The sequence below is a fragment of the Alcaligenes sp. SORT26 genome, assembly GCF_017377875.1.
GTDB classification, from domain to species: Bacteria; Pseudomonadota; Gammaproteobacteria; order Burkholderiales; family Burkholderiaceae_B; genus Alcaligenes; species Alcaligenes parafaecalis.
Map to the genome: position 1 here is coordinate 931,966 of NZ_CP070975.1, position 26,702 is coordinate 958,667.

Here is a 26,702-nt window from a genome sequence, read left to right on the forward strand (position 1 = left end):
ATGTCAAAAAATGAAAAGTATAAAATCTTTATTTATAATCGTTGGCCTCGCTATGGCAAATACTGCATTTGCTGGCGAGTACTCACAAGATGGCTACATCACAGAGGTAAAAGTTAATATTCAGGGAAAAGTTTGCAATATTATGCTGTCTGAAGTGGACGGAACAAAAATCCAAGGCGGACAATGGAATTGCGACAGCACGATGGGGCAAGGAATGCTAAGCAATGCGCAACTAGCTAAGTCCTTAAACTACAAGGTAACCGTTACTTTTGAAGGTAATGGCGCCACTTATAAACCCGTTTATAGTATTAACATTCTTAACTAAGCAATGGGTTAACAGCACCTAGAAGCCACGAGGGATGCCCAAGCGGTTTTTCTTGCAAGGTACCTGTACGGGCCATTGCTTTACGTAAGACGGCAGACATACCCACCAAAAAAAAGAACCTCAGTAAAGAGGTTCTTTTTTCTATCAGTGAAGCAGCGGACTCACTCTTTTTTTAGTAGGCCCTCACCACGCAGAGCCGCTTTCACGCCTTCGTTCTGCTCCATACGAGCAAAGAAAGCGTTCAGGTTTTTCATACCCGACAGGTCCAGCTTCATCAGGCCAGCCCAACGCAGCACCACGTACAGGTAAGCATCAGCCACGGACAAGGAGCCCGACAGGGTTTCTTTACCTTCCAGATGCTTGTCGATCACACCCAGTTGCTTGGTCAGCAAAGCAGCGGTCTTGGCTTTGACTTCGGCCTGTGTCGCTTCCTGGTCAGCATAGCGATGCGTACCGAACACCACACCCACGTTGCGGTGGATTTCAGCATTCAGAAATGCGAGCCAGCGGCGGGCTTCAAAGCGTTGTTCGATAGTGCTGCCCAACAGATTTGCCTGGGGATTCTTCTCGTTCAGGTATTCCAGGATGGCGATACTTTGGGTCAGAACCAGATCACCATCTACCAGAACAGGCACGGCGCCGTTGGGGTTCAGTTTCAGGAATTCTTCTTGTTGCAGCTCGTCGCGGCTGACGCGCTGGGATTCAAAAGGCTTGCCTATCCACTCCAATGCAATGCGGGTCACCAGAGGACAAGCACCAGTCATGTAATACAGTTTCATAAGTTCTCTTTCCAAAAGTGCGATAAACAAAATGGCGCGAGTTCGTCGCGCCACTCTACAACCATTATGGGTGCAAATGTCGCGCTAAAAAGCGTTCCATGCGCTCGTAAAACTCGAACTTGTTCTCGTCGTTATGGAAGCCATGGCCTTCGTTGTCCTTGACCATATATTCCACATCCACGCCACGCGCTTTCAACGCCGCGACCATTTGATCACTTTCCGCCTTGTTGACTCGTGGGTCGTGTGCCCCCTGGGCGATGAACAACGGTGTACGGATCTTGTCGGCGTGCAGAACAGGGGAGTTAGCCTCCAGCAGTTCTTTGTCCTTTTCCGGATCACCAACCATGGCGTGCATTTTCACCAGCAAAGGTTTCCAGTACGGGGGAATGGTATTCATGAAAGTCAGCAGGTTGGACACACCCACATAATCCACGGCCGCTGCGTACAAGTCCGGGGTTTTGACGATACCGGCCAAGGTGGCGTAACCACCGTAGCTGGCGCCGTAAATGGCGATACGCTTGGGATCAGCAATCTTTTGATCGATCAGCCACTGAACGCCATCGGTGATGTCGTCCTGCATGCTCAGGCCCCATTGCTTGAAACCCGCTTCCCAGAACTTGCGACCATAACCAGTGGAGCTGCGGAAGTTGATCTGCAGGACGGCGTAGCCACGGTTGGCCAGAAACTGCACCTCGGGGTTGAAGCCCCAGTAATCGCGCGCCCAAGGGCCACCGTGCGGGTTGATCACCACGGGCAGATTACGGCTGGGCACGCCCAATGGCAGGCTCAGGTAACCGTGAATTTTCATGCCATCACGCGCTGTAAATTCGATGGGATGCATGACTGCCATATCGCTTTCTGGCAGGGCGCTATTGATAACGGCCAGCTTATGCAGGCTGTTGCTGTCCACGTCGTAAAGGTAGCGTGAACCTGGATTGCGGTCGCTGTAGCTAGCCACAATCATTTTCTTTTCATCACGGGTGATGGACTGAACGCTGATCTCGTAGCCGGGCAGTTGGCGGGCGATAGCGGCGTGAATCTGCTCGCTACGCTCGTCAAAGAAATGCTGACCGGGTTTGTCGGTGTAGTAATCCACCGAAGTCAGCACCTGACGCAGGCGCGAATAACCCGCCCCCATCAGATCATGATTGGGCAATTCGTAGATTTTCTCTTCGTCGTCCGGCTTGGCGGGGTCAATCAGGACCAAGGCCAAGGTGTCACGACCACGATTGCTCAAGGCATAGAAGCGCTGGTTATCGGCGTGGAAGAAGAGGGGGCTGACTTCGGTACGGAAATCCGTTTGCAAAATACTGCGGAACGGCTCGGATTCGCTCTCACGGTAGCGCAGTTCGGAATCTACGCCAGAGATGGAAATGGCCATGCGCACTCGACCTTGATGGTCAGTGCTCCAGCCCAACACGTCACCGGGGTTTTCAGCGGCCAGTGTGCTTTCACCGGTCAGGACGTTAACCTTGTAGACATCGAACACTTCAGGGTTACGGCCATTGTGCGAGACCAGGATATGTTCCGGATCGTCCGGCAAATCATCCTGCACACCAGCCCGGACACCTTCCAGCGGCGTCAGGTCAGTGACCTTGCCAGTCAGCGCATTTACAGCTAGAACGTGATAGTTCTCGTCGCCATTCACGTCTTTAGCGTAAATAACAGTCTCATCGCCCTTCCAGAAGTACTCGGCAATATCACGTTGATGTTCAGCAGTGATGCGGCGAGCCTCACCAACGGGCTCACTGCCTTTTAACTCTTGCACAAAGATGTTCTGGCGGGCGGGTTGGCCGTCGATCTTGACGGGTTCCATGAAGCCAATCATGCGCCCCTGATCAGAGATTCGGAAACCGCTACGCTTGGGATTCTGAAAGAAATCCCGAATGTCATACAGTGGGGGAGTGGCGCTAGCGACGTTATCCGGAATCAGGGCGTGGGCACCCAAAGAGAGCAAGAGGGACAAGAGCATAAGCAATAACCTATAAAACAGGGTTATGAGAGTGAGACCTAGGACAAGCCTGTATCAATCCCATTACTATATCGGATGATGAACCCAAGCAAGGGCAAGAACCTTCTGAAAATAGGGCCAGAATGTCAGGTGGCCGCTCAGGACAAGGACAGGCATGACTTCTAAAACTCGTATCGTTTTTCTGGATAGGGAAACACTGTCAGACAGCGTCACGCTGCAACAGGTTCCCTTTGAACACGAACTTCAGGTTTACGGGCGTACCACGCCTGAACAAGTGGCTGAACGTATTGCGGATGCCGACATCGTCATCAGCAATAAAGTGGCGCTGCGACGCGAACATCTGGAGGCAGCAAGCCAGTTGAAAATGATCGCGCTGGCCGCGACCGGCAGCGACAATATTGACCTGGATGCCGCCCGTGAACGCCAGATTGTGGTCAGCAATATTCGGGACTATGCCGTCCGTAGTGTTCCCGAACACGTTTTTGCCCTGATCTTCGCCTTACGCCGCAATATTTGCGCCTATCGCCAGTCCGTGAAAGAAGGCCGCTGGCAAGAGGCGCAGCAGTTCTGTTATTTCGACTATCCGATCCGCGATCTGGCGGGCTCCACCTTGGGGCTGATCGGTTCGGGCTCTTTGGGCCAGGCAGTCGCCACCCTGGGCCGAGCTTTGGGCATGAAAGTCATCTTCGCCCAGCGCCGTGGCCAAACGATTGTCAGCAATACGGACGATCGCTTGCCCTTTGAACAGGTGCTGGATCAGGCCGACATTATTTCCTTGCATTGCCCCCTGACAGCCGAAACTCAGAACATGCTGGGCATGCAGGAATTCGAGCGCATGGCGGCTCGCCGCCCCTTGCTGATCAATACCGCCCGTGGCGGGCTGATTGATAATCAAGCGCTGGATCATGCCTTGCGACACGGCTGGCTGGGAGGGGCGGGTATTGATGTCTGCACACCCGAACCACCACCCGCAGACCATATCCTGATGCGCTTGTTAGACTTACCCAATTACATTTTGACGCCGCACATAGGCTGGGCCAGTCAGGAAGCCATGCAGGCCCTGGCAAACCAGCTCATCGAAAACATTGTGGCTTTTCACCGTGGCGAACCACGCCATACGCTGTAAATAATGACTGACTTAAGCTCCTATCAAGCCAATTTCTCCCTGGCAGGCCGCTGTGCTCTGGTTACTGGCTCGTCCGCCGGTCTGGGCCTGGAGATTGCCCGCGCCTACGCGGCTCATGGTGCCCATGTTGTGCTGCATGGCCGTAATGCCAGCAAGCTCGCCAGCCTGGCGGATCAATTAAAAGCAGCCGGTGCCCAGACCGATATCTGGGAACACGATCTGGCCGATCTGGACTCCTTGTCCGACTCTTATCAGGCCCTATGCCAGCGTGTCGGCACCCCGGATATTCTGGTGAACAATGTAGGCGTACGACTGCGCAGCAGCTTGCAGGATGCCGCCTGGGACGATATTGAGCATTTGCTGCAAGTAGACCTGCTGGCGACGCTGAAATTATCCAAATATGCCGCCCAGGCCATGCTGAAAGCCCAGACCCGACAGGGCCGGATTGTGACCCTGACCTCCATTGCTGGCCCACTAGCCCGCCCAGGAGATGCAATTTACCCCGTCGCCAAGCAGGGACTGGCCGGTATGGTGCGCGCACTGGCAGTAGAATTTGGCGGGCAGGGCATTACCAGCAACGGCATCGCTCCCGGCACGTTTGCCACGGAAAGCAATGCGGCCTTGGCCCAGGACCCGGTCAAAGGCCCGCTGGTCGTCGGTCGCAACCCCTTGGGGCGCTGGGCCAATCCGGATGAAATCCGCGCTGCTGCTGTATTTTTGGCCTCTCCGGCTGCCTCCTATGTCAATGGCCATATTGTGGTTGTAGACGGCGGATTCTCCATTACTTTCTGATTTTTATTGATCATGCCGCTACCTCGTCCCATCCGCATCGCGATCAATGGCTATGGCCGCATAGGGCGCTGCCTGCTGCGTGCCATTTACGAATCCCCACAAAGCCAGGAATTTGAGGTTGTGGTGATCAACGAGCCCGCCACGATTGCCACCATGGCCTACCTGACGCGCTTTGATTCGACCCACGGGGTATTTCCAGCTTCGGTAGAACACAATGAGCACGAGCTGATTGTGGGCGGCAAGGCCATACGGGTATTGCACGAGACAGATCCCAAAGCCATAGATTGGGCAGCGCTGGACCTGGACATGCTGATCGAATGCAGTGGTGCCTTTGGCAGCCGTGCCGAGCTACAACAGTTTCTGGAGGCCGGTTGTCCGCGCGTCCTGCTCTCCAACCCCGGCAATAGCGCACACGACGTGGACTTCACTGCCGTCCTGGGCATTAATCACGAGCAACTTCAGGGCGACGAACGGATTGTCTCCAATGCCTCTTGCACTACCAATGCCATCATCCCGGTGCTGGCCGAGCTGGATAAGACCTTTGGCATACGCCATGCTTTTTTAAGCACGCTGCACTCGGTCATGAACGATCAACCCATGATTGACGGCTATCACAGCAGCGATCTGGCTCGCACCCGTTCTGCCTTGCAATCCATGATTCCGGTTTCTACCGGACTGGCGACCGGGGTAGAGCGCCTTTTGCCGCAGCTAAAAGGCAAAGTTCAGGCCAAGTCTATCCGCGTGCCTATCTTGAACGTGTCCGCCATTGATCTGATGGTCAATCTGGAGCGCGACACCAGCCGGGACGAAATCAACCAGCTCTTCCAGCAAGCGGTACAACAATGGCCTGGTATTCTGGACTATTCCGATCAGGCTCATGCCTCGATCGACTTCAATCACAATCCACACTCTGCTGTGGTGGACGGCTCGCAAACCCGCACGAATGGGGACGGGCTGGTCAATATGCTGGTCTGGTTTGACAACGAATGGGGATTTTCCAACCGCATGCTTGATATTGCCTGTGTGTGGGCTGCGCGCTTTTTGCGCCAGCCGTGAACACCCCATTTTTCAAACCAATCCGCCATCCTCTTTCTTACAGGAGCCATGATGAGTACGACACGTATTGAACAGGATTCCATGGGAACCATTGAAGTTCCCGCCGACCACTACTGGGGCGCGCAGACACAGCGCTCGATCCAGAATTTCCCCATTGGCCGCGACCGCTTCCAGTGGGGCCGCAGCATGATCGAGTCGCTGGGTATCCTGAAAAAATCCACGGCCCTGGCTAACCAGGAACTGGGTGAATTACCCGAAGACCTGGCCCGCCTGATCGTCGAAGCGGCTGATGAAGTCATCGCAGGCAAGTGGGACACAGAGTTCCCGCTGGTGGTGTTCCAGACCGGCTCTGGCACCCAAAGCAATATGAACGTGAACGAGGTGATCTCCAACCGCGCCATTGAACTGGCCGGTGGCGAGAAAGGCAGCAAAAAGCCCGTACACCCGAATGATCACGTGAACCGTGGCCAGTCCTCCAACGACACCTTCCCTACCGCCATGTACATCGCGGTAGGTCTGGAATGTCAGCGCCGCCTGCGTAAAGATGTGGGCCAACTGCGCGACACCCTGGCCGCCAAAGCCAAACAGTTCAACGACATTGTTAAAACTGGCCGTACCCACTTGCAAGACGCGACTCCCATCACGCTGGGGCAAGAAATCGGTGCCTGGGTGGCACAGATTGATTTCGGCCTGCAAACCGTGGACAAGGCGCTGGATGGTATTTACCAATTGGCGATTGGTGGCACGGCTGTCGGTACAGGCCTGAATGCCCACCCTCAGTTTGGTGAACGCACCGCCGCCCATATCGCCAAAATCACCGGCTTGCCGTTTGAGGCAGCAGAAAACAAGTTCTTTGCACTGTCGGCTCACGACGCGCTGGTGAACCTGTCCGCTTCCCTGCGTACCCTGGCGGGTGCCTTGATGAAGATGGCCAATGATGTGCGTTGGCTGGCCAGCGGCCCTCGTTGCGGGATTGGCGAACTGCAAATCCCTGAAAACGAACCGGGTTCCTCGATCATGCCCGGCAAGGTCAACCCCACCCAGTGTGAGGCGCTGACCATGGTCGCCGTGCAAGTGTACGGTAACGATGCAGCAGTCGGTTTTGCCGGCAGCCAAGGCAACTTCCAGTTGAACGTGTACAAACCGGTGATGGTGCACAACGTGCTGGAAAGCATTGCCCTGATCAGTGACGCGTGCCTGGCCTTTGACGAGCATTGCGCCCAAGGTCTGGAGCCCGTCATGGAGAAAATCCAGCACAATCTGGACCAGAACCTGATGCTGGTAACCGCCTTGAACCGCCACATCGGTTACGACAAAGCGGCCGCGATTGCGAAAACAGCCCATAAAGAAGGGCTGACCCTGCGTGAGTCCGCCCTGAAATCGGGCTACCTCACCAACGAGCAATACGATCAGTGGATTGTGCCGCTGGACATGACCCGCCCAGGCTAAACACCTGTGTAGGCTATGCTTGAATGTATTCGCCCCTTTACTGGGGCGAATACATAAACAGCGTCGTCATTTGTCCCTATGAAAGAGTAGGGGAGTGCGGTATCCCACCTATCTGTCTTTCACTGCCTTATGCGTATAAAAAAAACCTTCAGCTTGTCCTTTGCCTTGGCGGCTACCGCCTTGGGGCTAGCCACACTTGCCGCTCCCCTGAGAGCTTGGGCGCAATCTGAACCTGTTCCCGCTATCAGCGGCCCAGCCGTATCGGTCGAGACCTTGGCCAGCGGGCTGGAACACCCTTGGGCTCTGGCTTTTTTACCCAATAATGCCGGGATTCTGATTACCGAACGCCCAGGCCGTCTACGCGTCTGGACAAAAGAAAACGGTCTGTCAGAACCGATTGGCGGTGTGCCCAAGGTACATGTCCAATCTCAAGGTGGCTTGCTGGATGTTGCCTTGGCCCCGGATTTTTTCCGTAGCCGCCGCATTTATCTGGCCTATGCCGAACGTCGCGACAAGCAGAACTCGGCCACCACAGTGGGCTACGGCGTGTTGTCCTCGGACCTGAAACGCATTGACGCCTTCCGTCCGATTTTCCGCCAGGAACCCGCCTTATCCACCGGACAGCATTATGGCGTACGAATGGCCTTTGATCCGGGTGGTCGAGACCTGTACATCGCCTTGGGCGAAAACAATCAGCCGCCCACCGCCCAGCAACTGGATCATTTGCAAGGCAAAGTGGTACGCATCCGTCCTGATGGCATGGTCCCGCGCGACAACCCATTCCGCAGCCAGCGGACCGCTCGTGCAGAGATCTGGAGCTACGGGCACCGCAACCCCCAAGGAATGGCCTGGAATCCCTGGACAAATGAGCTATGGGTTGCGGAGCATGGCCCGCAAGGCGGCGATGAACTCAACCGTATCAAGCCCGGCGCGAACTATGGCTGGCCCCTGCGTACCGAGGGCCAAGGCTACGATGGCAAACCCATCCCTGATGCCAGCTCCACCCCTCTTGAAGGACTGATTGAGCCATTCCATTACTGGTCAGTCTCACCCGCCATTAGCGGCATGGCTTTCTATAACGACGAACGTATCCCCGACTGGCAGCACAGCCTGTTTGTCGGAGCCTTAAAGGAACAAGCCTTGATTCGTCTGCAATTTGACGAAGAGGACGGCCATATTGTCGGAGAAGAGCGCCTGCTACAGGATTTAAAGCAACGTATCCGTGATGTACGTGTCGGGCCAGATGGCTATCTCTATGTGCTGACCGACGAGAACGACGGCCAGCTATTGCGTGTCCAGCCCAAACCGTAGAGCTTAAGCGGGCTTGAGACTGTGCGTAGCAATAAAGCTAGGCAGATACTTCTCGATTTCAAAGCGTGGGGCGGGGTGCATTTCTTCGATGTAATCGACAAGATGCAAACCCGCTTCCAACTGCCCGCCAATTTGCTGTGCAAAGGAATGACCAAACATCAAGGGTTCCATTCGATCCTGCTTGGCTTGCAAGGCATCTGCATCCAGACTGCTCAAATCCGAATAGGGCACCGTGAATTTAGGGCGAATCAAACCTTGCTGTGCATAGCTGGGGTCACGGTCTGCAATAAACACCGCCGGATTAAAGAAGCTGGACAGCAAATGCCCGCCCGGACGTAACACGCGAGCACACTCCTGCCAGACCAGGCTGATATTGGGTACATACTGGTTAGAGACCGGATGCAGAATCAGATCAAAACTCTCGGACGCGAAGCGCGACAAATCGCACATATCGCCTTGTTCAATCTGCAATGACAAACCATCGCGCTCAGCCACCATGCGGTCTTTGTCCAACTGCCCGGCAGACAGATCAAACACCGTTACCTGCGCTCCAGCCGCCGCCAAAATAGGGGCTTGCTGCCCACCCGCGCTGGCCAGACACAGAATCGACTTGCCCTGCACATCCCCCAGCCAATCCGCAGGTACAGGAGAAGGCAGCAAATGCACCTGCCACTGCCCCTGACGAGCTTTTTCTACCTGTTCACTGCTGACAGGCAAAGACCAGGGGCTTTCTGTTTGCGCCTGCTTGTCCCAGGCACGGGCATTGTGATCAAGTAAGGACATATCTGACATAGGATCTTCTTATGAAATCAAAAGCAAAATCTATTGAAACACAGACGTATCTGGCTTGGCATTAAGGCAGGATTTTTTTATCTGCGCTGTCCGAGAAAGTTCCATAACACGACTAGCACCTCCACTTCCCAGGCAGGCATCAAAAAGGCCGTCTCAAAGACGGCCTTTCCAGACGTACAGTCAGCTCCGCTTACTTGATCAAGGTAACGGGCACTTTAACCAGACTCAACACCTTGGTCGTCACCGAACCCAACACCAGACCGGGCAGGGCGCTCAGGCCACGTGTACCCATCACAATGTGGTCGACATTATTCTTTTCCACATAGTCTTTAATTGTCTGGGCAGCGTTGCCCGCAATAATGCTTTCCTTGATCTTCAGGGGCGAATCAGCCAGCACGGCACGGGCAGGCAACAAGGCGTTGCTGCCTTCGTCCTGGTAGTACGCCTGAAGCACATCTTCAGAGAAAAAACGCTTGACGTTACCGGACACGATAGGGGTAGGCACGGCCAGCACATGCAAAGTGGCTTCTGGCTTGCCCTCTAGTATGTCAACTGCCGCTTGCAGAGCACGAGTGGAAGCATCAGAGCCATCAACAGGGACGAGAACATTAAGCATGAAGACCTCTTGTGTAGTGTGTGAACTGTTTAAGTATGAAGCAACAACTTCTACTAGGACATTACCGAATAAGCGCGCCGACCAGCTTGATTAGCATCAAGGCCCACCGCTATTTTTCAAAGGCTGTTCTATCATAACCGTATGATCACGAAGTGAATGCCACATAGCCCCATTTATGTGCGGAAAAACAGAAGCGCAGCATTCATTCCACGCCATCTTTCCTGCGCCGGTTTTACTTAGGAGATTCCCCTCATGACCTTGAAGCAACTGCTGGTCTGTACTGCCTTGTTAAGTACCGGTTTCAGTGCGCAGGCAGCCGAACCCAGTTTTGATTCGGTCAACGATATTCTGACGAAAAACGCCTGTCTGGCCTGTCATACCGTAGACAGGAAAGTGGTGGGTCCTGCCTACAAGGATATCGCCGCCAAACGCAAAGATGATCCTGCCAACGCAGAGATCCTGGCCCAGCATGTGCGGCAAGGCAGCAAAGGCGTATACGGCCCTTTGCCCATGCCTGCCAACCCCGTTATCTCCGACGATGACATCAAGGCAGTGGTGGATTGGATTATGGCGGGCGCGCCTAAATAAGGCATTTCTGACACAAGAAAAACGGCCCGGGTCATATCCATGCCCAGGCCGTTTTTTATGTGCTGCAAGCTTGAAGAAAAATCAGGCGTCCGGATTCATCTTGCGTGCGTAATTGGCCGGTTGAAAGCTCCAGGCCATCACCGCCACAATAAGTGCCAAAGCGGCATGCACCATCCAGCCTGCTTGAAAGCCACCACTGACTTCGCGCAACTGCACGCTAATCATGGGGAACAAGGCGGCAATCGGAAAACCACCGCCTTGCATCAGGGCGCTTAAGGTACCCGCACGAGCAGCATCAGGGAAATGGTCCAGAGCCACCAGCAGCAGCAAGGAGAAGCAGCCCCCCAAACCGATACCAATAATGATCGCCCACAAGTAAGGGGCCATATCGGGTATCCAGGCAAAGGCCAGAAAACCTATACATTGGAAAGCCAGGGCCAGCCATACCCACAGGCGTCTGTCCTTGTTCTTGGCCGCCAAGGTCGGCAAGCCAAAGGCCGCAATCGCCTGGGCCACTGACAAAACAGCCACCAGGCCGCCGCTGGCCTCCGCAGTCCAGCCTCTATCCTGGTAAAAAGTCGCCAGCCAGGTCACCAAAGATGCATAGCCGCCGTTGATCAGACCAAAGCAGACAATCAGGGTCCAGGTGCGGGGACGGCGCAACAAGTCCAAAGAGGGAGGCGACAAGTTCGCACCCGGTTTCTCACGCGGCACAACCTTCCAGGCAATCCACAAAGCCACGCTAATCGGCAAGGCCCAGAAGGCCAGCGCAATACGCCAGCTATCGGTCAAGGAACTGACCCAAGGGGTCACTTGTGCGCCCAAGGCTCCACCACCCATCAAGGTTGCGGAGTACACGCCAGTGACCTGGGCAATATGTCGGGGAAATTGCTCTTTGATCAAGCCGGGCATTCCCGCCTGCAACAAGGACACGCCCAAACCACAGATCAGCGCTGTGGCGATAAGACTGGCCCCATTGGGTACAAACCAGCGCAACACACAGCCCAGACACAGAAGCAGCAGGGAAGTGATCAGTACATGGCGCAAGGCCATCACGCGCCGCAAGGAGGGCATGCAGAAAGCCCCCAGACCCATCACCATCATGGGCAATAAAGTCAGCCAGGCCAGGCTGCTCAAGGGCATGTTCAGGCCCTCGGCCACCTGTCGAGCCAATGTACCGCTGGAGGTTAGAAAAGGGCGTAGATTCAGCCCAACCAGAATGACGAAAGCCAGCCATAAACCTGGGCTGGCCTGTGCCCCCGTCGATGTGGCGGTCGGGGCAGTCTGAAAAGAAGACATAGAATCGTTATTGTTGTGATTAGAAGAAAAACAGCGAGGAACAAGCCACAGCACTGGCGCAAGGCCTAAGGATTCGCTCCGGCTTGTTCCAGAATACGGGCCATCTCGGTCTGACTGCGCTGTTGCGCCAGGCTCAAGGGCAACACGCCCTGACGATCCGGCAAATTCACATCGGCTCCCGCCTTGATCAGCAGTCGCAACACTTCTTGATGCTCGGGGCCACCATCGGACAGCACAATGGCTTCATGCAAAGCCGTCCAGCCCAAATAATTCACATGATTGGGGTCAACGCCCGCCTGCAACAACAGACGAACTATATCCACATACCCATGTTCAGCAGCCGGAATCAATGCAGTGCCACCATAACGGTTTACACTGCGCAAATCCGCGCCATTCTCCAGCGTCATGCGCAGGATTTCCAGGCGGCCCTGTGCACCGGCAACCAGATAAGGACTGTCGTGAATGGCATCGGCCTGATTCACATCCGCACCCGCGCGAATCAACTGCCGAGCAATATCAATATGGTTCAACCAGGTTGCGCGCAACAAGGGGCTTTGCCCTTGATCGTCGCTGACCCCCACCGTAGAGCGGGCCCGTTTTTCGGACAGGATTTCGCGCACTTTGGCACCATCCCCTTGCTCTACCGCTTCCAGCAATACTGTTTGCGACCACGCATTGCCACTGGCTAATGCCAAGCTGATGGCAAATCCTGCCAGCCAGCCCTGCCGTGTTCTTCTCATGCGCTTCCCCCATCTTGACATCGGTCCCGCAGGACCAAACGCCTATAAATAGCATAGTTAGGCCCGAACCAACACAGCCTGAGTACGATACTGCTTATTTTTTATGGGTAAGGCTGGGCCGCCGCGGCTACATCCAGCTCAGGTTGGGACATCAATCTGTCCAGTTCGCTACGCAGGTAGTTCAAGAATACACGGGTTTTTTGAGGCATCAGGCGTGATGGCAACAAAGCAAGAATAGGGAAGGGTGCGAACTCCCAGTCGGGCAAGACACGCTCCAAATGCGCACAATCCGGGTCCAGTTTACGTTCCAGCAAGGAAGAGGCGGTGATACCCAAATCATGCACAGCCAGTTTGCGCATCATGATGGCGTTATTGACGGTGATCGAACCTTCCACCATCGCGTCGTAACGCTCCTGATTCGGGCCGCGCAAGGACCAGACCCGATCCGTGCTGGCAGGCCGGGCACAAATACAGGTATGTCCCGCCAATTCGGAAGGATGCTTGGGGCGCCCCTTGCGGTCCAGATAGTTGCGCGTGGCATACAGCCCCAGCCGAATCTGGCCCAACATCGTGGCAACGGCGCTTGAGTCAGGCTGAGCACCCACACGGATGACGCAATCGTAGTTATCGGCCTGCAAATCAATAGGCCGTATGGTCAGGTCAAACTCCAGCTCAATGTCCGGGTACTGCTGATTGAACCCTCGAATAATGGCGGGCATCAGCACAATACTGAAACTGGCTGGCATGGACACCCGCAAGCGTCCTTTCGGTGTCTGGGCCACATCCAGCAATTGTTCATGAGCCAGACGGGCCTGCTCGACCACGGCCAGACAACGCTCGAAATAGACTTGCCCAGCGTCGGTCACATCCACATTGCGCGTACTGCGTTTCAGCAGGGCGACACCCACTTCTTTTTCCAGTTCACGAATGCGACGTGACACGGTAGAAACCGGCATACCCAGGGCCTGAGCGGCACGGCTGAAGTGGCGGGCGCGGGCCACTTCCACGAAGATTGCAATGTCGTTGAGCAGGGGCCCGGCGATAATGGTACTCATTTGAATTGTTCCATGAATGGAAATACGTTTGCAATATTAAGGGTTTTTACTAGGTCTGGAAAGGCTCATACTCCATCTAACGATTCGCTAAACGCAACAGCGAACCACCGAAAAACACACCGTAGATATTTGGAGTAAATAATGAAAAACATCGCACGCGCAACTATCGCCAGCCTGATTCTGGGTGCTTCTGCTTTGAGCGGTACCGCTATGGCCGCCACCAACAACGTCGCTACCGGCGAAAACCTGAACTACCCAACGGTCCAATCGAGCGACGCTCCTTTGAGCCGCCAGCAAGTGGTTCAAGAACTGGCTGCTGCTCAAGAGCAAGGCTACATTAGCACAGGCTCCATGGGCGACTACCCACGCATCGACACCCGCTCCGAGCTGAGCCGCGACCAAGTTGCTGCTCAAGCCAAAGACTGGAACAACAACAACGGTTCGTTCGTCGCTTACTAAGCTGATTGAGCCCTAGTTAGTCCTGACTTCCCCCTTGAAACGCCTCTTCGGAGGCGTTTTTTTATATCTCGTGTTGACCTTCCCATCGGGTCAAGCCCTAAAGTGGCTTCATTGACGATCCATTGAAGGGTGATTTCGATGACAACAAGCGCTTCAAACCAAGGCTCACGCCTGACTTTAGATGTGGAAGGCATGACCTGCGCCTCCTGCGTCAGTCGGGTTGAAAAGATTATTGGCAAGGTTCCCGGGGTGCAATTGGCCCAGGTTAATCTGGCCACCAACAAGGCAACCGTGGATTTCGAGGGGGCTGCCCCCATCGAGGCCATTATGCAGGCTGTGGAAAAGGGTGGTTACAAAATCACCCAGCAAGACATTGTGCTGGATGTGCAGGACATGACTTGCGCCTCTTGCGTAGGCCGGGTTGAAAAAGCCTTGCTGAAAGTACCGGGCGTACAAAAAGCTGCGGTCAATTTGGCCACTGCCAAAGCACATGTTCAAGTGGCACAAGGTGTCAAGGTGCCCGACCTGATTCAAGCGGTGAGCAAAGCCGGGTATCCCGCCAGCCTAGCCGAAGCCGCCGTCAACAACGACCAGTTCGAGCGCGCCGAACAAACCTACGAAACCCTGCGCAAGCGTTTCTGGCTAGCCACGATTTTGGCCTTGCCCGTCTTTATTCTGGAAATGGGCGGCCATATGGTGCCTGCTTTCCATCACTGGGTTGCCAGCACCATTGGGACCCAGAACAGTTGGTTGATCCAGTTTGTCCTGACCACGCTGGTTCTGGTCTTCCCAGGTCGCGAGTTCTACACCAAAGGCATTCCCGTGCTGTTACGTGGCGGCCCGGACATGAATTCGCTGGTCGCCGTGGGCACCTTGGCGGCCTATGCCTTTTCACTGGTGGCTACCTTTGCGCCCCAATGGTTACCGGCTGAATCTGTCTATGTGTACTTTGAGGCTGCCGCCGTCATCGTGGCCTTGATTCTGCTTGGCCGTGTGATGGAAGCCCGCGCCAAGGGCCGTACCTCCGAAGCGATTCAACGCTTGCTCAGTCTGCAACCACCTACCGCTCGCGTACGCCGCGACGGCCAGGAAGTCGAGCTGCCTTTAGCGGATCTGCATACCGGCGATATCGTCCTGGTTCGCCCCGGCGAGCGTATTCCGGTTGATGGTGATGTCGTTGCCGGTCAAAGCTATGTGGACGAATCCATGGTGACGGGCGAATCCATTGCTGTCTCCAAATCCCAAGGCGATAAGGTCATTGGCGGCACGGTGAACCAGAAAGGCTCGCTGGAATTTGAAGCCACTGCCGTGGGGCAGGACACCGTACTGGCCAATATTGTCTCCATGGTTGAACAGGCCCAAGGCTCCAAGCTGCCGATTCAAGCGGTGGTCGACAAAATCACCCTGTGGTTTGTGCCAGCCGTCATGACCTTGGCCGTGCTGACTGCGATTGTCTGGCTGATTTTTGGCCCATCACCCGCACTGAGCTTTGCATTGGTCAACGCTGTCGCTGTGCTGATTATTGCTTGCCCTTGCGCCATGGGTCTGGCGACCCCTACCTCCATCATGGTGGGAACCGGCCGCGCCGCTCAGGCTGGGGTGCTCTTTCGTAAAGGGGATTCCCTGCAAGCGCTGCGCGATGTGAAAGTCGTGGCCGTGGATAAAACCGGCACCTTGACCAAAGGCGCTCCCGAACTGACGGATTTTGTCATCGCTCCCGGTGAAAACCAGGATCAGGCTTTGGCCGCCATTGCCGCCCTGGAAAACTACTCCGAGCATCCCATTGCCCAGGCAATTGTCAGTGCTGCCAAGGACAAGCAAATCACGCTGCCCAAAGCCGAGCAGTTTGAGTCCCTGACCGGTTTAGGCGTTACCGCCCAGATTGGTGCTGACCAATGGCATGTGGGCGCAGACCGGCTGATGACGCAGTTAGGCGCAGACCTGTCTGCGTTTGCAGAGCAAGCCCAGACCCTGGCACAAGAAGGCAAAACACCGATGTACGCCGCCCGCAACAAGCAGGTGATTGCCTTGCTGGCCGTGGCCGACCCCATCAAAGACACCACACCACGCGCCATTGAGCAGTTGCATGCCCGCGGTATCAAGGTTGTCATGATTACCGGCGATAACCGCCATACCGCCAATGCCATCGCCCGTCGTCTGAACATTGATGAAGTCGTGGCAGAAGTGATGCCTGAAGGCAAAGTGCAGGCCGTCCAGGCCTTGCGCGAAACCCATCAGCATCTGGCCTACGTGGGTGACGGTATTAACGATGCACCGGCGCTGGCAGTGGCCGACGTAGGGATTGCGATTGGTACTGGCACGGACATTGCCATCGAAGCCGCGGACGTGGTCTTGATGTCAGGTGATATGCAAGGCGTGGTTACGGCCATTTCCCTGTCTCACGCCACCATGCGCAACATCCATCAAAACCTGTTCTGGGCCTTTGCCTACAACGTGGCATTGATTCCGGTGGCGGCGGGTGTGCTGTATCCCTTTAACGGCACCTTGCTCTCGCCCATGTTTGCCGCCGGGGCCATGGCCTTGTCCAGCGTCTTTGTCGTCAGTAATGCCTTGCGTTTGCGACGCGTGAAGCTAAGCTAAAATCAGAGCCGTGCTTATCATAAGCACGGCCCAATTTTCCCCGGTCCTCTCCTTCATGCACCAAGCTCGCTGATCTATGCAAGAAACTCGCCCCATCGACATGCAAGCGTTGCGGATCTTTCTGACCACGGCTCAGGACTGCAATATGTCCAAGGCCGCAGAACGACTGGGTATTACCCAATCCGCCGTTTCTCAGTCCATACGCTTACTGGAGGAGAACTTTGGGACGCCCTTGCTGAACCGTTCGGCTCGGCCTTTGACCTTGACCGCCGCCGGTCTGACCTTGGTGAATAGAGGGACAACACTCTTGAACCAGGCCATGAACCTGCGCGGCTCCGTGATTGAAGCCAGCCAGGGAATCAAGCCTAATTTACGAGTCGGACTGGTGGACTCCTTTGCCGCCAGTTGCGGCACGCCCTTGGTTCAGGAGCTACTACGTGGCACCGCGCAGTTGTCAGTACGCACGGGTTTGACACCCAATCTGGCCGAAGCGCTGGTACGGCGGGAACTGGATCTGGTGATCTCAACCCGCACACTGGATATAGAGGGAATAGGGAATCACTTTCTGATGTCGGAGCGATTTCTGGTCATTGCCCCCAAGGGGCTGGCTTTCCCATGTACCAGCATGGCGGACCTGGTCGCGCTGTCCAAGCAACTGCCATTAATCCGTTTTAACGCCCAATCTCACTTGGGTACGCAAGTCGAGCGCTCCTTGCGTCAAGCAAGTATCAGCTCAGCCCGCCGTTTGGAAGTGGAAACAGCAGACACACTGACGTCCATGGTAGCGGGGGGAATTGGCTGGGCGATCACCACACCCTTGTGTCTGCTTCAAGGTGCTCGATCCGCAGGAGCCTTGCATTTGGGATTTGTTCCCGAGCTTAATGCCGAACGTCGGCTGTATCTCCACGTTCGCACAGGCGAATATGGTCAACTGGGCAAGGAAACCTTTGAGTTGGCAAGCACTATTTTGGGGACGCATGCTCACGACGAGCTGCAAGCCATCAATCCCATTTTGCCGCAGTTGATCCAGCTTTATCCCTGGGTAGATGCTCCCTAAGCACACTTAGGGAGCCACAATAACAGAATCAAAACGCGGGTACGGAAGCCTTCTGGATTGCCTGCACAGCCTGTTCTCTAGACAGGACTCCGGACTCTTCAAGAATTTCCAACAAGGGGCGCTGCTCTACGACCGATTGGCGCGCCAGCTTGCTGACTTTGGCATAGCCCAATGTGGGCACCAAAGCCGTGGCGACAGCCATAGAACGCAATACATGGTTTTCATTGCGAGTACGATCCGCGCTGATGCCAGCCACACACAAAACATTAAAGCGTTGAATACCTTGGGTCAGCATATGGATACTGTCAAAAACCCGCGAAGCCACGACCGGCTCGAAATGGTTGATTTCCAGCTCACCATACTGCACTGCCTGTGCCACGGCCACATCATTACCCACGACTGCAAAGCTGAGCTGAATCATAGCCATGGGTAGAACCGGATTCACCTTGCCCGGCATGATGGACGAACCGGCCTGGGCTTCTGGTAAACGCAACTCCCCTAAACCACCTGTCGGCCCGGAGGACAACAAGGTCAGATCCGCAGCGACCTTGGCCAGGGCCGTTGCGCAAGTCCGCAACTCGGCCGAGACTCGGGAGAAGGTATCCATGTTCTGCATGGCATCGAACGAATTATCCGGTGCCTGGTAGCGAACACCTGTCAGCGTCGCCAAATGGGTATACACCGCCGCACGATAACCTTCAGGGGCTCCAAAGCCCGTGCCAATCGCGGTACCGCCTAGAGGCAAGGTGCAGAGCTTTTCACGTACCCCCAACAGTTCAGCTTGCAAACGGTGCGCCAGAGCGGCATAGCCTTCAAACACATGGCCCAGTCGCATGGGTTGAGCGTCCTGCAAACAGGTGCGGCCCAGGTGCAGAATATCTGCAAACTCCGCAGCTTTCTGGCTGAAGGTCTGGCCCAGCTCGCCCACCGCATCAATCAAACCCGCTAGCATGTCATACGTCGCCATTTTCTGAGCGGACGGGTACGCATCATTGGTGGATTGAGAGCGATTGACGTGGTCATTCGGGTGCACCACCTCGTAAGAACCGACAGGTTTGCCCAGAATCTCCTGGGCTCGATTGGCGATCACCTCATTGAAGTTCATATTGGTGGACGTCCCACCCGAGCCTTCCATCAGATCCACAATCAGGGAATCAGCCAGTTTCCCATCCAGCAACTCCTGGCAGGCCTGCGCAATCGCATTGGCAATCTCGGGGCTGATTACACCGCAGTCCCGGTTGGCCAAGGCGGCTGCCCACTTCACCTGCGCAAAAGCCTGGATAAAAGCAGGGTAGTGGCCCACAGTTTGGGTCGAGACGGACAAATTGTCCTTACCCCGTACGCTATTGACGCCGTAATACTTGCTGCAAGGAATGGATACCTGGCCCACGTAATCATTTTCAGTACGTACTGACTCAACGTTAGAAGACACTTCCATATTTACTCCTACGATGCTGACAAGTGCTCCACCCACGACGGGCAGAGCACTCTGAACATCAATGTCCTGTTTTTTGAAAAAATCCCGGCTATGTACTGGCAGGGTGGGAGCGAGAGGGGATAGCGACCGTTTCCATCCGGTGGCCCGTCAGAACCAGGAATCGGCTGAAATCCTCTTGGCTGATAGAAACCGTGGCGGTATTGCGCAGCGGGTGAAATAGAAACTGGACTTCACCCGACAAGCTCGCATCCCACAGCAAACGGACTTTCTGCGCCTGGGCATCTCCAACGAGTGCAAACGGACTCAAAGCCCCCGATGCCACCTGCAAAAGCTCGTGCATCTGTTCGGCAGGACATAGGGACAATCTGCCTGCCCCCATTAATTGCCCCAAGGCGGCCAGATCAATACTGGTCTCGGGCGCCAGCACCACCAGAAAGAAGACCCGGTTCTTCTTGTCTCGCACCAGCAAATTCTTGCAGCGGCGTCCGGACAAGGCGATGTTCAGTTCGGCGGAGTCCGCCATCGTAAACACGGCCGGGTGGTTGACCCGTTCAAACCCGATGCCTGCTTGCTCCAGATAGGCCAGCAAGGTCTCCTGCGTCCACTCTTCAAAGCCTTGGACGCTTTGCCATTCATGGGGGGCGAGAGGGTGGGTGTTAGACATCAGCCAATCTCATGCGCGATGTTTCAGGGGCCCACAGATACGAGACCAAAGCACCGAAGAGCAGGACGACGACACACGCTCCCAGAGCAATGGAAACCCCATGGTTTTGAACAATACTGGGCAGCAGGAAGGTACTGATGGCTGCACCAAAACGACTGGTCGCGGTAGCAAAACCCACACCCGTGCCACGCAGATGCGTCGGGAACAGCTCAGGTGGGTAAATAAATTCCAGATTGGCCGAGGCCGACAGAATCAAGGCAAACAGGGCAAACGCGATAATCACTCCCGTCGAGTCCAGCACACCGGCCGCCATCACAGACAAGACCGCGGCACCAGCAATGAACGTACCGATCAGAAAGGAGCGGCGCGCAATTCGGTCTACCACCATGGTCCCGATGACCGCACCCAGAAGCAGGAAGGCGTTATAGGTCAGACCACCGACATACTTGTCTGTCACATTGAGCGACTCAAGGATCTTGGGCAAGAAGGTGCCCAGAGCGAAGTAGGGAATCACCTGGCAAGCATAGAAGATGCCACCCACTGCCGTGTTCTTGCGCCATTTCTTGGAAAACAGCTCTTTCCATTCCCCGCCTGTTTTTTGCGGTACAGGACCAGCCTCCGGCAACACGATGCCATCGCCCAGTTTTTTGCGAACAATCTCCTGCGCTTCTTGTATTCGACCCTTGCGGATCAGCCACAGCGGCGACTCCGGCACGCCCAGTCGGAATACAAAGATCAGCAAGGCCGGTACAGCGCTAACCACCAACATATAACGCCACGCATCAGGCCCCAGATCACGCAGCAAAAAACCGGCTGCATAGGAGCAGGCATAGCCAGCCACCCAGGCAATCGCCATGATGCTCAACAAGCGACCCCGAAAACGCACGGGCGAGAGCTCGGTCAACAGCGCTTTACTGACCACATAGTCAAAGCCCAGCACCACACCCAGAGCAAAACGCAACAAGAGCATTTGCCAGGCTTCGGTGACAAAAAACTGGGCAATCGAGAGCACGGCGGCAAACAGCATGTCCCATGCAAAAATCTTGCGTCGACCCACACGGTCCACAATCACGCCCGATACCAGGCTACCCAGGAACAGCCCCGCCAAGGCCGCCGCTCCCAACAAACCCATCCAGACGGCATTCAGGTTCAGCGGTACTGCCGCCAGGGCAATGGCCAAACCAATAATTCCCAGCTCAAAACCATCTGCAAACTGCCCTCCGCAGGCTGTCGACCCCACACGAAGGTGAAAGCGCCGAAACGGCACATTCTCAAATTGGGTCATCTGACCCGACATGGACCCACTCATATTTTGTCTCCTCTATTTGCGACTAAGCAGTAGTAGGAGCGCATTGTAGGCAGCATAAGAAGCAGAAAGAATGATGAATTGGATAGTATTAATTTATTTTATAGTTAATCCGGAGCGGCACTTATCAAGGATAGTCATAGCGATTCCAATTCTAAAAATTAGACTGTTCCGGAGCACCTAGGTACATGTACTCGCCGCCCAACCGCAGGATCGCCACCCTACACGCCATTTAAAACCTGTCGTTTTAAAGACAGGCCTATTTATTCTTATTTCCAACTGGGGTGAAGTACGTCTGGTAAAGACCTGCAGTCACGCAGCTAAACTGCAAGCGTAAAAAATGCCGTCCACAGGGCGGCATTTTCTTTGAACGGAAAGGCCCGCATCCGCTCTGGATTCAGGCCTGTCCCGTTCTGTGCCTCATCAATCAGGCTTTCAAGGTATAGCGCAGGATTTCCACGATTTGCTCGGGTGATGTCGCCCAGGCTTGTGCGCTGGCATCGACTTCCTTCAAAGGATGGATGATGTCTTCGGCATGCAAAGTCACATACGGTTTGCCCAAGGCCGCACAGAAACCGGCGTCAAAAGCGGCATTCCACTGCTTGTACTTGTCCCCAAAGCGAACCACCACCAAATCAGCTTGCTCAATCAAGGTCCGGGTACGGATAGCATTGATTTTGGAGGATTTGTGATCACGCCAGAAGCCCTCACTGGCCGGACCCAGGTGATCGCCTGCCGCATCGCTGGCATCGTGGTCGGTTACTGGGCTGGTAAAACAGATATCCAGTCCTGCTGCCTTTGCACCCTGAGCAATCTGCTCGCGCCAATCCGTGTGAATTTCGCCGGACAGATAAACGGTGTAAGTCATTACGCACTCCATAAAGAAAAAGCCGGGCGCCTTTCCAACAGGCGCCCGGCGCATTCAAACCTGGCTAACAGTAGCATATTGAGCGGTGTCTGATAGCAGCCAAACGCTATAGCCTTTATCAAAACCTGTCGCAACGCAGGCCTTTTAGCGGGCCATTGAGCTCGGTACTTTCTTAGCGAAGTGGAATGGCGACGGGGCGCAAGGGAGCGGCATCACCACCTCGGATTTTCAGCGGACCACCAATAAAGGCAAACTCGTAGACCTTGTCCTTGGACAATTCGTCCAGCGCGATCAACTCAATAATCGGGGCTCCCTGTTGGGCCAGCAGATAGGTGTGCAAAGGCACGTAGTCGTCCTGAACTTCAGACGGGAAGGTCTCAAAGCTCAAGTTGTCTGCACCTACGATCATGGCGCCGCCTTCCTCAACCAGATAACGGGCCGCATCCAGACCCATGCCGGGAGGGGCATTCATATAGGCTTTGGGGTCATTGAACAGCTTCATGCGCCCTGTGCGAATCAGCACAATATCGCCTTCTTTCAGTACCGTTTTTTGACGGGCCAGGGCATCTTTCAAATCCTGGCGGGTAATGCGGTATTGGTCGGGCAACATCTCTACGCCTTTGGCAGCCGCCACGTCGATCAGAACACCTCGGGCGATTAAGGGCGGAAATTTCTCGATGCCGGTACGGTTCCAGCCACGATCACCCAGATGTTCATCCGCCTTGAATCCGTTCCAGATTTTTCCATGAATACCGAAGTGGTTCAGCGCATCGATATGCGTGCCCGTATGGCTGTACATGGAGAAAGCCGTACCGGTATAGCTACGAACGGTGTTCATGTCTTTACCCACGCCCATTGGGTCATCGACTTCCGTACCGCGTGGGGTATGGGTCATCCAGAATTGATAATGCGGGTCGCCCGCATCTTGCCAGCTTGGCATGCCCAAATAATAGTCAGTGGCCAAGTCATACACTTTCGAGCCATCCAGACGAGCCAGAATGGCAGCGCGAGAGGCTGGGGTAATCAGGTTGAGGCGACCAATTTCATCGTCCGGCCCCCAGGGGCTGATACCCACTTCCTGCCCACTCAAAGACGGGGCAGTACTGGTCTGCGGAACAGAATGAGCTAAAGAGACGCTGAGGCTACTTGCACCAACCAGCAACAAACCGAGCAAACGGTGAGAGAAACGAATAGACATGGGGTGTCCTTGTAAGGAAGGGGATATAAGAAGAAAAAGGGGGAGACCGTTTACAGCAGTGCTTGCAAACGGCTTTTAAGAAGATCGGCAGATTGGGTCTGCAGACGCGCCAGCACCTGGCCCGTCTTGGGAGAGGAAACCAGCAAGGTGGGAATAGAACGGATGCCAAGCCGTGCCGCTTCGCTGCGGTCCGCCTGCACCCGTTGATGAGCAAGTTCACTGTCCATGGCGCTCAAAAAGGCAGCACCGTCAAAACCTTGGGCGACAGCAAGAGCCAGCAAGGTATCAAGATCACCAATATTGCGGCTGTCTTTCAAATGAGCGCCTTGCACCGCATCGAAGTAATCCCAATGGCCTTTATCTCCCGCCAGCAAATGCGCTGCCTGGCAGGCCAATGCGGACAACATGCCATTGGGGTACTCGAAACTTTGCGCCCGCATGCCGTCGATATTGATGGATTGGGAATCATCCTGTTGAGCGCAGGCGGCCCAGTGCCCAAGGATTTCGTGTTTGGCACGTTCCATGGAGCCAAAAGCCTGCACCATCTGCTCGCGGCTGTCTTGCAGCACAAAAGTATGGTGGCGAACGGGAATCCCCAGTTCAGCAGCAACCTGGCGTAGCCGAGGAGACATGACATAACACCATCCGCAGACGGCATCATGAAAGAAATCAATAATCAGAGGGCTAAGAAGAGGAGCAGACGCAGCGGTGCCGGTAGCGGCGATGTCCGGGGAACCCGTCTTGTCATTCTGTGTTTGAAGCAGCATTGTGATGTCCTTGTAATATGGTCATCACAATAGCAATCCCAAGGGCTGGGAATAAGCACGTGGCGGTGCAAACAGTTTTTACTGTGGGTTTAGAAAACCTGCTCAGGAAGCTGTGGACATGGCGGCAGGCAAGCGTTCCGCCAGATAATCCACAAAGGCTTTGACCTTGGGCTGCAAGTGCCGATTGGTTGGATAGACGGCATAGATATGGCGGGGTTCATTGACGAAGTCGGGCAAGATACGCTGCAACTGCCCGTTGGCGATAGCGGGGTCCGCCAGAAAAGACGGTAAAGCGCCGATACCCAAGCCTGCAATCAGAAAATCCCGCAGCATCAGGCTGTTATTGACCTGGCTATGTTCACCTGCAAACAGCAGCGCGGTATGGCTTTGAAGAGGGCTGGGTGTGCTGTTTTCAAAATCGCTATCAAACACTATGCCTTGGGTATGGGCCAGGCTGTAGCTGATCATTTGGTGCGCGCGCAGATCCTGAAGTGTCTGTGGTTCGCCATGCTGCTTCAAATACACAGGCGCCGCACACAGCTTTTGTTCAAGCGTGGCCAAGCGGCGGGCGATCAAAGTGGAGTCGTCCAGACTGCTGCGCAAGCGCACGGACATATCAAAGCCATGCGCCACAGCATCCACGATGCGGTCCTCCATCACCAGCTCCAGCTTCAAATCCGGGTACTGGCGCAGAAAGTCCGTAATAAGCGGAGAGAGAACACTAAGCGCAAAAGACAAGGGGGCATTCACGCGCAGGGTGCCTGCCACCCGCTGCGATTGCTGTTTCACCGAACGCTCCAAAGCGTCCAGCTCATCCAGTATCCGACAGCATTCTGCGTAATAACTGCGGCCTGTTTCCGTCAGGCTCATGCTGCGCGTGGTGCGCTGAATAAGCACCGTATCCAGATGGGCTTCCAGTGTCCGCAATTGCTTGCTAAGGCCTGCTGCCGATATCCCTAAATCCTCGGCCGCTTTGGCCAGCCCGCCCAATTCGACAATCCGTCGAAACGTGCGCATGACATTAAAAGTGTCCATAAGGGATGTGTACTCCAAGGGTCGGCGATAGCAGGATCTTCCTGTGACTACCACGGCTGGGAACAGAAGTACCGCGCCGGGAGTCGTATCCTACCGCATTGTGGCCCGGCTCCGGTGCCTGCTTTTTTGATGAAGAAGCTGGCGTAGGGACGGCGCCTTATTGCCAACCCAGGCTATGTGACTGCTCCAGGGCTTGATGACGTTGGTCATCATCCGCATGAAGATAGATATTGGTGGTTGCAATGGACTCGTGGCCCAGCGTGTCACGGATGATACGCAGATCCACCCCTTGATCAGCCAGGTGTGAACCGGCCGAATGGCGAAGCCAGTGTGCGGACGCCTGTTCCAGAACCCGTGCCTGAGACTCCTGATCAGGATGCAGAGCCCGTAAACGCTCTGCACTGCCCTGGAAAACCTGTTTCACCAGCACATGTGCCATCGCCCGGGTCAAATGCTTGTCCGTCGCACCGGCTGACATGAGTAAAGGGTAGGGCTCCAAGCCCTGCGGTGGTCCTTCCAGGCCATGGGTTTGCCGATAACGCATCAATTCACCGTACAGCTCCTGCGTTAACGGCACCCGTCGCCATTTGTCGCCTTTGCCATGAATATGCAACCACCATTGGGCTGAAGCTCCCGCGTCTGCACGTTTCTGCACATCGGCCATACGAGCCTGCACCAGTTCCGAAATACGTAATGCACCGCCGTACAGAATAGAAAAAAGCCAGCGTACACGGGCCTTGTAGCGCAACTCGCTCTGCGTATCTTCAGCTAAAGACTGGATGTAGTCCTGCACCCAACGCCATTGCTGTCGACTCAAATACCGCTGTTGAGGGGCGGCCTTTTGCTTTTGACGACGCCCCTGATGGGACAAAGCCAAAGGATTGCCTGCCAAGTAGCCAGCTTGAACCAGCCAACTAAACAAGGAGTTCAAGATCAACAAAGCCTGATGACGGCTGCTTTCCGACAAAGGGCCCGCAAAAGGTCGCCATGCCGCATGGTGCCGGGCAGGGCGCGAACGTCCTTGCACGACCCAGCGATGTGCGGGTTGCGGGTCCGCTAAAAACAGACGATAGGCCAGGATATCTTCCAAGCTTAAGGACGAAAGATCCTTGCGACGCTCCAGCACCGCCCAGAGCAGCAGACGCTCTGCTTCCTTGCGGTAGTTCGCATACGTACGCGGGCTATCTATATAGCGAGCCAACCAGGCACGCAAAGCCTCTATATCGGTTTGGGCCTCGATCTGAGCACGTCCACCTAAAGAACGATTCGCGCCTTGCCGCCCATCAAAGCGAGCCAGCAACTGAGCAATATCGTCTGATCCCAGATCGATCGGGGGTGAAGTTTTGGCTATTTCCATAGAGTCGCAAGAAAACGAGAGCGTGGGGAGAGCAGGGCAGGAGTGATGAACC

At 55.2% G+C, this 26,702-nt stretch carries 25 protein-coding genes; 10 read left to right on the forward strand and 15 right to left on the reverse strand.

The genetic code is table 11. The features are described from left to right. The first annotated feature begins 10 nt into the window (after window positions 1–10). A complete protein-coding gene (locus JYG33_RS04350) occupies window positions 11–325 on the forward strand; it encodes a hypothetical protein (protein ID WP_207874816.1) in 315 nt (104 codons plus the stop codon). Window positions 326–486: 161 nt separating this feature from the next. On the opposite strand, the gene JYG33_RS04355 is transcribed toward JYG33_RS04350, so the two are convergent. Both JYG33_RS04355 and JYG33_RS04360 read right to left on the reverse strand, forming a co-directional pair. Next, on the reverse strand, window positions 487–1,104 hold the full coding sequence (locus tag JYG33_RS04355) for a glutathione S-transferase N-terminal domain-containing protein (protein WP_207874817.1): 618 nt from the start codon (window positions 1,102–1,104) through the stop codon (window positions 487–489). 64 nt (window positions 1,105–1,168) lie between these two features. Next, the gene (locus JYG33_RS04360; protein ID WP_207874818.1) at window positions 1,169–3,076 is read right to left on the reverse strand and encodes a S9 family peptidase; all 1,908 of its coding nucleotides are present in this window, start codon (window positions 3,074–3,076) and stop codon (window positions 1,169–1,171) included. Window positions 3,077–3,230: 154 nt separating this feature from the next. Between JYG33_RS04360 and JYG33_RS04365 the strand changes: the two genes are divergently transcribed. From JYG33_RS04365 to JYG33_RS04385, 5 genes are all read left to right on the forward strand, one after another. Next, window positions 3,231–4,202, forward strand: a complete 972-nt coding sequence (locus JYG33_RS04365) for a D-2-hydroxyacid dehydrogenase (RefSeq protein WP_207874819.1) — start codon at window positions 3,231–3,233, stop codon at window positions 4,200–4,202. A 3-nt stretch (window positions 4,203–4,205) separates the two neighbouring features. Further along, window positions 4,206–4,994, forward strand: a complete 789-nt coding sequence (locus tag JYG33_RS04370; RefSeq protein WP_207874820.1) for an SDR family oxidoreductase — start codon at window positions 4,206–4,208, stop codon at window positions 4,992–4,994. Window positions 4,995–5,006: 12 nt separating this feature from the next. After that, a complete protein-coding gene (locus JYG33_RS04375) occupies window positions 5,007–6,050 on the forward strand; it encodes a glyceraldehyde 3-phosphate dehydrogenase NAD-binding domain-containing protein (protein ID WP_207874821.1) in 1,044 nt (347 codons plus the stop codon). 51 nt (window positions 6,051–6,101) lie between these two features. Then, window positions 6,102–7,499 carry a class II fumarate hydratase gene (fumC, locus tag JYG33_RS04380; protein ID WP_207874822.1) on the forward strand — a complete coding sequence of 466 codons (1,398 nt, stop codon included), beginning with the start codon at window positions 6,102–6,104 and terminating at the stop codon, window positions 7,497–7,499. Between the two features lie 129 nt (window positions 7,500–7,628). Further along, window positions 7,629–8,810 carry a PQQ-dependent sugar dehydrogenase gene (locus JYG33_RS04385; protein ID WP_243430270.1) on the forward strand — a complete coding sequence of 394 codons (1,182 nt, stop codon included), beginning with the start codon at window positions 7,629–7,631 and terminating at the stop codon, window positions 8,808–8,810. Between the two features lie 3 nt (window positions 8,811–8,813). Here JYG33_RS04385 and JYG33_RS04390 read toward each other — a convergent pair whose 3' ends face one another. Next, window positions 8,814–9,602, reverse strand: coding sequence for a class I SAM-dependent methyltransferase (locus JYG33_RS04390; protein ID WP_207874823.1), 789 nt, complete (start codon window positions 9,600–9,602; stop codon window positions 8,814–8,816). 190 nt (window positions 9,603–9,792) lie between these two features. Beyond that, window positions 9,793–10,218, reverse strand: a complete 426-nt coding sequence (locus JYG33_RS04395) for a universal stress protein (protein ID WP_207874824.1) — start codon at window positions 10,216–10,218, stop codon at window positions 9,793–9,795. A gap of 252 nt (window positions 10,219–10,470) precedes the next feature. Here JYG33_RS04395 and JYG33_RS04400 point away from each other — a divergent pair, with 252 nt between their 5' ends. Next, a complete protein-coding gene (locus JYG33_RS04400) occupies window positions 10,471–10,806 on the forward strand; it encodes a c-type cytochrome (RefSeq protein WP_207874825.1) in 336 nt (111 codons plus the stop codon). Between the two features lie 81 nt (window positions 10,807–10,887). Here JYG33_RS04400 and JYG33_RS04405 read toward each other — a convergent pair whose 3' ends face one another. From JYG33_RS04405 to JYG33_RS04415, 3 genes are all read right to left on the reverse strand, one after another. Beyond that, on the reverse strand, window positions 10,888–12,105 hold the full coding sequence (locus JYG33_RS04405) for a cyanate transporter (protein ID WP_207874826.1): 1,218 nt from the start codon (window positions 12,103–12,105) through the stop codon (window positions 10,888–10,890). Between the two features lie 65 nt (window positions 12,106–12,170). After that, complete coding sequence (locus tag JYG33_RS04410) at window positions 12,171–12,845, reverse strand: ankyrin repeat domain-containing protein (RefSeq protein ID WP_207874827.1); 675 nt, start codon at window positions 12,843–12,845, stop codon at window positions 12,171–12,173. Window positions 12,846–12,946: 101 nt separating this feature from the next. Next, entirely contained in the window at window positions 12,947–13,900 is a 954-nt protein-coding gene (locus tag JYG33_RS04415) for a LysR family transcriptional regulator (protein ID WP_207874828.1), read from the reverse strand. 141 nt (window positions 13,901–14,041) lie between these two features. Here JYG33_RS04415 and JYG33_RS04420 point away from each other — a divergent pair, with 141 nt between their 5' ends. From JYG33_RS04420 to JYG33_RS04430, 3 genes are all read left to right on the forward strand, one after another. Continuing rightward, complete coding sequence (locus JYG33_RS04420) at window positions 14,042–14,359, forward strand: DUF4148 domain-containing protein (protein WP_207874829.1); 318 nt, start codon at window positions 14,042–14,044, stop codon at window positions 14,357–14,359. Window positions 14,360–14,497: 138 nt separating this feature from the next. Continuing rightward, the gene (locus JYG33_RS04425) at window positions 14,498–16,960 is read left to right on the forward strand and encodes a heavy metal translocating P-type ATPase (RefSeq protein ID WP_207874830.1); all 2,463 of its coding nucleotides are present in this window, start codon (window positions 14,498–14,500) and stop codon (window positions 16,958–16,960) included. 76 nt (window positions 16,961–17,036) lie between these two features. Further along, window positions 17,037–18,017, forward strand: a complete 981-nt coding sequence (locus tag JYG33_RS04430) for a LysR family transcriptional regulator (protein ID WP_207874831.1) — start codon at window positions 17,037–17,039, stop codon at window positions 18,015–18,017. Window positions 18,018–18,045: 28 nt separating this feature from the next. Here JYG33_RS04430 and JYG33_RS04435 read toward each other — a convergent pair whose 3' ends face one another. The 8 genes from JYG33_RS04435 to JYG33_RS04470 form a co-directional block, all read right to left on the reverse strand. Beyond that, window positions 18,046–19,455, reverse strand: a complete 1,410-nt coding sequence (locus tag JYG33_RS04435; protein WP_207874832.1) for an aspartate ammonia-lyase — start codon at window positions 19,453–19,455, stop codon at window positions 18,046–18,048. Between the two features lie 88 nt (window positions 19,456–19,543). Continuing rightward, the gene (locus JYG33_RS04440) at window positions 19,544–20,119 is read right to left on the reverse strand and encodes a prolyl-tRNA synthetase associated domain-containing protein (protein ID WP_207874833.1); all 576 of its coding nucleotides are present in this window, start codon (window positions 20,117–20,119) and stop codon (window positions 19,544–19,546) included. After that, window positions 20,112–21,428 (reverse strand): MFS transporter, encoded by a 1,317-nt coding sequence (locus JYG33_RS04445; protein WP_207874834.1) that lies wholly within the window; start codon window positions 21,426–21,428, stop codon window positions 20,112–20,114. The genes JYG33_RS04440 and JYG33_RS04445 overlap by 8 nt, the downstream gene beginning before the upstream one ends. A gap of 424 nt (window positions 21,429–21,852) precedes the next feature. Then, entirely contained in the window at window positions 21,853–22,293 is a 441-nt protein-coding gene (locus JYG33_RS04450; RefSeq protein ID WP_207874835.1) for a YtoQ family protein, read from the reverse strand. Window positions 22,294–22,465: 172 nt separating this feature from the next. Continuing rightward, on the reverse strand, window positions 22,466–23,491 hold the full coding sequence (locus tag JYG33_RS04455; RefSeq protein ID WP_207874836.1) for a cyclase family protein: 1,026 nt from the start codon (window positions 23,489–23,491) through the stop codon (window positions 22,466–22,468). Window positions 23,492–23,541: 50 nt separating this feature from the next. Beyond that, window positions 23,542–24,258, reverse strand: a complete 717-nt coding sequence (locus tag JYG33_RS04460; protein WP_207874837.1) for a DsbA family protein — start codon at window positions 24,256–24,258, stop codon at window positions 23,542–23,544. A 102-nt stretch (window positions 24,259–24,360) separates the two neighbouring features. Next, window positions 24,361–25,293 (reverse strand): LysR family transcriptional regulator, encoded by a 933-nt coding sequence (locus JYG33_RS04465; RefSeq protein ID WP_207874838.1) that lies wholly within the window; start codon window positions 25,291–25,293, stop codon window positions 24,361–24,363. Window positions 25,294–25,450: 157 nt separating this feature from the next. Beyond that, window positions 25,451–26,650 (reverse strand): tyrosine-type recombinase/integrase, encoded by a 1,200-nt coding sequence (locus JYG33_RS04470; RefSeq protein WP_207874839.1) that lies wholly within the window; start codon window positions 26,648–26,650, stop codon window positions 25,451–25,453. Between the last annotated feature and the right edge of the window lie 52 nt (window positions 26,651–26,702).

Coding starts and splice junctions, on each gene's coding strand:
- JYG33_RS04370 (WP_207874820.1), top strand. CDS start 4,206: ATGACTGACTTAAGCTCCTATCAAGCCAATTTCTCCCTGGCAGGCCGC.
- JYG33_RS04360 (WP_207874818.1), bottom strand. CDS start 3,076: ATGCTCTTGTCCCTCTTGCTCTCTTTGGGTGCCCACGCCCTGATTCCG.
- JYG33_RS04385 (WP_243430270.1), top strand. CDS start 7,629: ATGCGTATAAAAAAAACCTTCAGCTTGTCCTTTGCCTTGGCGGCTACC.
- JYG33_RS04400 (WP_207874825.1), top strand. CDS start 10,471: ATGACCTTGAAGCAACTGCTGGTCTGTACTGCCTTGTTAAGTACCGGT.
- JYG33_RS04425 (WP_207874830.1), top strand. CDS start 14,498: ATGACAACAAGCGCTTCAAACCAAGGCTCACGCCTGACTTTAGATGTG.
- JYG33_RS04365 (WP_207874819.1), top strand. CDS start 3,231: ATGACTTCTAAAACTCGTATCGTTTTTCTGGATAGGGAAACACTGTCA.
- JYG33_RS04375 (WP_207874821.1), top strand. CDS start 5,007: ATGCCGCTACCTCGTCCCATCCGCATCGCGATCAATGGCTATGGCCGC.
- JYG33_RS04450 (WP_207874835.1), bottom strand. CDS start 22,293: ATGACTTACACCGTTTATCTGTCCGGCGAAATTCACACGGATTGGCGC.
- JYG33_RS04430 (WP_207874831.1), top strand. CDS start 17,037: ATGCAAGAAACTCGCCCCATCGACATGCAAGCGTTGCGGATCTTTCTG.
- JYG33_RS04440 (WP_207874833.1), bottom strand. CDS start 20,119: ATGTCTAACACCCACCCTCTCGCCCCCCATGAATGGCAAAGCGTCCAA.
- fumC (WP_207874822.1), top strand. CDS start 6,102: ATGAGTACGACACGTATTGAACAGGATTCCATGGGAACCATTGAAGTT.
- JYG33_RS04420 (WP_207874829.1), top strand. CDS start 14,042: ATGAAAAACATCGCACGCGCAACTATCGCCAGCCTGATTCTGGGTGCT.
- JYG33_RS04445 (WP_207874834.1), bottom strand. CDS start 21,428: ATGAGTGGGTCCATGTCGGGTCAGATGACCCAATTTGAGAATGTGCCG.
- JYG33_RS04390 (WP_207874823.1), bottom strand. CDS start 9,602: ATGTCAGATATGTCCTTACTTGATCACAATGCCCGTGCCTGGGACAAG.
- JYG33_RS04460 (WP_207874837.1), bottom strand. CDS start 24,258: ATGCTGCTTCAAACACAGAATGACAAGACGGGTTCCCCGGACATCGCC.
- JYG33_RS04355 (WP_207874817.1), bottom strand. CDS start 1,104: ATGAAACTGTATTACATGACTGGTGCTTGTCCTCTGGTGACCCGCATT.
- JYG33_RS04465 (WP_207874838.1), bottom strand. CDS start 25,293: ATGGACACTTTTAATGTCATGCGCACGTTTCGACGGATTGTCGAATTG.
- JYG33_RS04410 (WP_207874827.1), bottom strand. CDS start 12,845: ATGAGAAGAACACGGCAGGGCTGGCTGGCAGGATTTGCCATCAGCTTG.
- JYG33_RS04350 (WP_207874816.1), top strand. CDS start 11: ATGAAAAGTATAAAATCTTTATTTATAATCGTTGGCCTCGCTATGGCA.
- JYG33_RS04415 (WP_207874828.1), bottom strand. CDS start 13,900: ATGAGTACCATTATCGCCGGGCCCCTGCTCAACGACATTGCAATCTTC.
- JYG33_RS04435 (WP_207874832.1), bottom strand. CDS start 19,455: ATGGAAGTGTCTTCTAACGTTGAGTCAGTACGTACTGAAAATGATTAC.
- JYG33_RS04470 (WP_207874839.1), bottom strand. CDS start 26,650: ATGGAAATAGCCAAAACTTCACCCCCGATCGATCTGGGATCAGACGAT.
- JYG33_RS04395 (WP_207874824.1), bottom strand. CDS start 10,218: ATGCTTAATGTTCTCGTCCCTGTTGATGGCTCTGATGCTTCCACTCGT.
- JYG33_RS04405 (WP_207874826.1), bottom strand. CDS start 12,105: ATGTCTTCTTTTCAGACTGCCCCGACCGCCACATCGACGGGGGCACAG.
- JYG33_RS04455 (WP_207874836.1), bottom strand. CDS start 23,491: ATGTCTATTCGTTTCTCTCACCGTTTGCTCGGTTTGTTGCTGGTTGGT.